Genomic DNA, 4,085 nt, shown 5'->3' on the forward strand with positions numbered 1-4,085 from the left:
GGCCTGGCGGTGTTCACCGCCCCGCTCGCGGGCGAGCAGCGCAAATACAGCGTGTATTCGGGCCTGCTTGCGGAGGGCGATCATTTCAACTGGCAGGTGCTGGCGGACCAGCTGGGCACCGAGTGGAACCTCGCGGTCGGCCTGGAAGCCAAGGGCAATCACGCCATCGTCACGGCCGCGCTCGAGCCGGCGGCGTTCAGGACGTGGCTGGGCAGCGCCTTCCCGGGCCTGTTCCTGCTGTCAGCAGGCAAGTCGATCGACCTGTACAAGGACATTGGCACGCCAGCCGAGGTTTCGCAGCGATATGGATTCGGTTCGATGCAGGGCACGCACCTGGTCGGTCACACCCGCATGGCGACCGAGTCGGCGGTCACACCGGATCGCGCCCACCCCTTTACCGCCGGCGAGGACTTCTGCCTGGTGCATAACGGCTCACTGTCCAATCCGAATGCGATTCGCCGCAAGCTGCAACCGCTGGGCATACATTTCGAGACCGACAACGACACCGAAGCGGCCTGCCGCTTCATCGAGTGGCGCATGCGCGAGGGCGACGATCTTGAGCAGGCGCTGCGACACGCATTCAAGGAACTCGACGGCTTCTACACCCTGCTGATGGGAACCAAAGACAAGCTTGCTCTGGTACGCGACCCCTTCGCCTGCAAACCGGCAGTGGTTGCCGAGACCGAAGACTACGTCGCCATCGCCTCCGAGTTCAGGTCGCTGGCGCACTTGCCGAACATAAAGAACGCTCGCGTATTCGAGCCTGCACCAGAGGAGATGTATGTATGGACGATCTGACATTTGACCTGACCAGGACGCCACTGCGCGAGGTGAACCGCTTCCTGCACCAGGAAGTGAAGGAAATCGGATCGGCCCGAGTCACCATCCTCAACGCCGACGGCGCGCACAGCATTGCCGCCGGCCTGAATGCGCCGATCGAAGTGGAAATCCACGGTCATGCCGGCTATTACGCCGCTGGCATGAACCAGCATGCCAACGTCACGATCGACGGCAGCGCCGGTACCGGCGTGGCCGAGAACATGATGAGCGGCACCGTTCACGTCAAGGGCTTTGCCTCCAACGCAGCCGGCGCAACGGCCAACGGCGGCCTGCTGGTCATTGACGGCGACGCCGGCCTGCGCTGCGGCATCTCGCTCAAGGGTGCGGACATTGTGGTGGGCGGATCGGTCGGCAGCTTCTCGGGCTTCATGGCACAGGCCGGCAATCTGGTCGTGCTCGGCGACGCTGGCGAAGCGCTTGGCGACTCCTTGTATGAAGTACGCATCTTCGTACGTGGCAAGGTCAAGAGCCTGGGCGCGGATTGCGAGGAAAAGCCCATGACCGCAGCCGACGCGGACATCCTGGCAACACTGCTTGAGCGCGCCGGACACAAGGACGTCAAGCCGGCCGAGTTCAAGCTTTATGGCTCGGCCCGCACTCTCTATAACTTTCACGTCGACAATGCAGGAGCTTACTGATGAGCGACCATTCCCACACACCCAGGACCTTGCCGCGCTTCTCGGCGACCTTCGATCTGAATACCTTGTCCGAGATCCGGCGCGCAGCCCAGACCGGCATCTACGATATCCGCGGTGCGGGCACCAAGCGCAAGCTGCCGCATTTCGATGACCTGCTGTTCCTTGGCGCCTCCATCAGCCGCTATCCGCTGGAAGGCTATCGCGAGAAATGCGGCACCGACGTCATCCTCGGCAGCCGCTTTGCCAAAAAGCCCATCCATCTGAAGACGCCGGTCACGATCGCCGGCATGAGCTTCGGCGCACTGTCCGGCAGGGCCAAGGAAGCACTCGGACGCGGCGCATCGATCGCCGGCACCAGCACCACAACCGGTGATGGCGGCATGACCACCGAAGAACGCGAACAGTCGAAGATCCTGGTGTATCAGTACCTGCCTTCCCGCTATGGCATGAATCCGGACGACCTGCGCAAGGCCGATGCGATCGAAGTGGTGATCGGACAAGGAGCCAAGCCGGGCGGCGGCGGCATGTTGCTGGGCCAGAAAATCAGCCCGCGCGTGGCAAAGATGCGCTGCCTGCCCGAAGGCATCGACCAGCGTTCCGCTTGCCGTCATCCGGACTGGACCGGTCCCGATGACCTCGAGATCAAGATCGCCGAACTGCGCGAGATCACCGACTGGGAGAAGCCGATCTATGTGAAGGTGGGCGCAACCCGGCCGTATTACGACACGGCACTGGCGGTGAAATCTGGTGCGGACGTGATTGTGCTGGACGGGATGCAAGGCGGCACCGCTGCGACGCAGGAAGTATTCATCGAGCATGTGGGGATCCCTATCCTGGCTGCCATCCGTCCGGCTGTGCAGGCGCTGCAGGATCTCAACATGCATCGCAAGGTGCAACTGATCGTGTCCGGCGGCATCCGCAACGGCGCCGACGTGGCCAAGGCCCTGGCGCTGGGTGCCGATGCGGTGGCAATCGGTACTGCTGCATTGGTCGCACTGGGTGACAACGACCCGAGGCTGGAAGCAGAGTACCAGGCACTGGGAACCACGGCTGGCGCCTACGACGACTGGCACGAAGGCCGGGATCCCGCCGGAATCACGACGCAGGACCCGGCGCTGGCGGAACGCCTCGACCCGGTGCTTGCCGGCCGCCGCCTGGCCAACTACCTTGCGGTGATGACGATGGAAGCACAGGTGATTGCCCGCGCATGCGGTAAATCGCATCTGCACAATCTCGAGCCCGAGGACCTGGTTGCACTGACGATGGAAGCTGCCGCAATGGCACGGGTTCCCCTGGCCGGCACCAACTGGATTCCGGGACAGGGATCGTTCTGACATCGGTAGGGCAGTGCAAACGGCCGGCCAGGACAAATTGTAGGGGCCGGCCGCTGGCGTTTTTGCCAGTGTTTTTTCCAGTGTTGTTTGCCCTGCCTTTCAGGGCTGATCATTACCCACATCCTGATTGACAGCGTAGGCCGGGGCACGCCACGAACGCTCCCTCCCTTTCAAGGGGAGGGCTGGGGTGGGGATGGGGTCAACGCAATATAAGAACGGCGGCTGCTCTTGCTGCGCCGGGTAATGCCCGGTCCGGCGGGTCAGGCGGAGTCAGCCGGGCGCACTCTGCGTCGCAATCACGATGGCGATCAGCGGCCCCCGGGGACAAGGCGGAACTTGTATTTCAAGCGCGCATTCATGTTCGAGCAGCACGCCCTGGTAACAGTCCAGCCGGGCACCCCCTGCCAGCCATCCGTCGCTGGCGGAAAAGAGGAGCGTAACGCCCTGGGGCACCAGCATCGTGTCGGCGTGGATCGCTGTCACCGTGGCGTGCGCAGCGCCACGGCGCGTCATCACGTTCAGGCACAACACCGGATCGTCACCAATATTTCCATGGAGAGCAAGGTCCCCCGGGAATGCAAGCGGCTGATGGCGTTCGGCGACGAACAGCGGCTGCATCAGGCTGCCGAGAGCCGGCCCCCTGGTCAGGCGCAGCGGGCCGTTTTCCAACACCGTTGCCACCCGGTCCACGTCCTGGAATCGCGAGAACGGCCCGCTCTCCGCAATCTCCGCGACGCTGACGCGCCAGTCGAAGGCCGCGCTGCCGTCCCGGGACGGCCCGGTGAACAGCGTGCGTGTCATGCCGCCACCATTCTTCCAGGGCTCCGCTGCAAATTCCTGCAATGCGAATCGTCTCATCAGCCACCCCTGAAGCGGGAATCAGGAAACCGCGCCGGCACCGTACTTGCCGACCAGCAGGGAGCCGGAAGCAAAGCGTTCGATCGAATACGGTTTCAGCGATACATCGGTGGCCAGACCCATTGCTTCCTGCGCCAGGACCTTGCCGACTGCAGGCGAGAGTTTGAAGCCGTGGCCCGAGAATCCGTATCCCATCACCAGGCCAGCCAAGCCGGGCAAGCGACCCAGCACCGGGTTCCAGTCGGGGGTCACGTCGTAGACCCCGGTCCAGGAAGACGCCAGTCCTGCCGTTTCATAGCTGGGGAACCGTTCGGCAACCTGCGCCCCCACCTCGGCGATGTAGTCGAGCGAGATGTCGCCCTGCTCATTGTCCGCGCTCGACAGCGTCTCGCCGACCGTTCCTTCGCTGACCAGC

5 protein-coding genes are annotated in these 4,085 nt (G+C 63.5%); 3 read left to right on the plus strand and 2 right to left on the minus strand.

Going from position 1 to position 4,085, the window contains the following annotated elements; translation table 11 throughout:
* From Q7T06_RS09325 to Q7T06_RS09335, 3 genes are all read left to right on the plus strand, one after another.
* The coding region (locus Q7T06_RS09325; RefSeq protein ID WP_304783926.1) for a class II glutamine amidotransferase at positions 1 to 798 on the plus strand (798 nt) is incomplete at its 5' end.
* The gene (locus Q7T06_RS09330; protein ID WP_304783929.1) at positions 786 to 1,478 is read left to right on the plus strand and encodes a protein glxC; all 693 of its coding nucleotides are present in this window, start codon (positions 786 to 788) and stop codon (positions 1,476 to 1,478) included. The genes Q7T06_RS09325 and Q7T06_RS09330, both read left to right, overlap by 13 nt.
* Positions 1,478 to 2,812 carry an FMN-binding glutamate synthase family protein gene (locus tag Q7T06_RS09335; protein ID WP_304783932.1) on the plus strand — a complete coding sequence of 445 codons (1,335 nt, stop codon included), beginning with the start codon at positions 1,478 to 1,480 and terminating at the stop codon, positions 2,810 to 2,812. The genes Q7T06_RS09330 and Q7T06_RS09335 overlap by 1 nt, the downstream gene beginning before the upstream one ends.
* 270 nt (positions 2,813 to 3,082) lie before the next feature.
* Here Q7T06_RS09335 and Q7T06_RS09340 read toward each other — a convergent pair whose 3' ends face one another.
* Together Q7T06_RS09340 and Q7T06_RS09345 are read right to left on the minus strand one after the other, a co-directional pair.
* Entirely contained in the window at positions 3,083 to 3,670 is a 588-nt protein-coding gene (locus Q7T06_RS09340) for a HutD family protein (protein ID WP_304783936.1), read from the minus strand.
* Between the two features lie 21 nt (positions 3,671 to 3,691).
* Positions 3,692 to 4,085 (minus strand): FAD-binding oxidoreductase (locus Q7T06_RS09345; RefSeq protein ID WP_304783940.1); only part of this gene is annotated, 394 nt, incomplete at its 5' end.

The sequence above is a fragment of the Herminiimonas sp. genome, from assembly GCF_030645555.1.
Lineage (GTDB): Bacteria > Pseudomonadota > Gammaproteobacteria > Burkholderiales > Burkholderiaceae_D > Oxalicibacterium.

Excerpts from the sequence above, each read along its gene's own strand:
- Q7T06_RS09330 (WP_304783929.1), top strand. The coding sequence starts at position 786 with ATGGACGATCTGACATTTGACCTGACCAGGACGCCACTGCGCGAGGTG.
- Q7T06_RS09335 (WP_304783932.1), top strand. The coding sequence starts at position 1,478 with ATGAGCGACCATTCCCACACACCCAGGACCTTGCCGCGCTTCTCGGCG.
- Q7T06_RS09340 (WP_304783936.1), bottom strand. The coding sequence starts at position 3,670 with ATGAGACGATTCGCATTGCAGGAATTTGCAGCGGAGCCCTGGAAGAAT.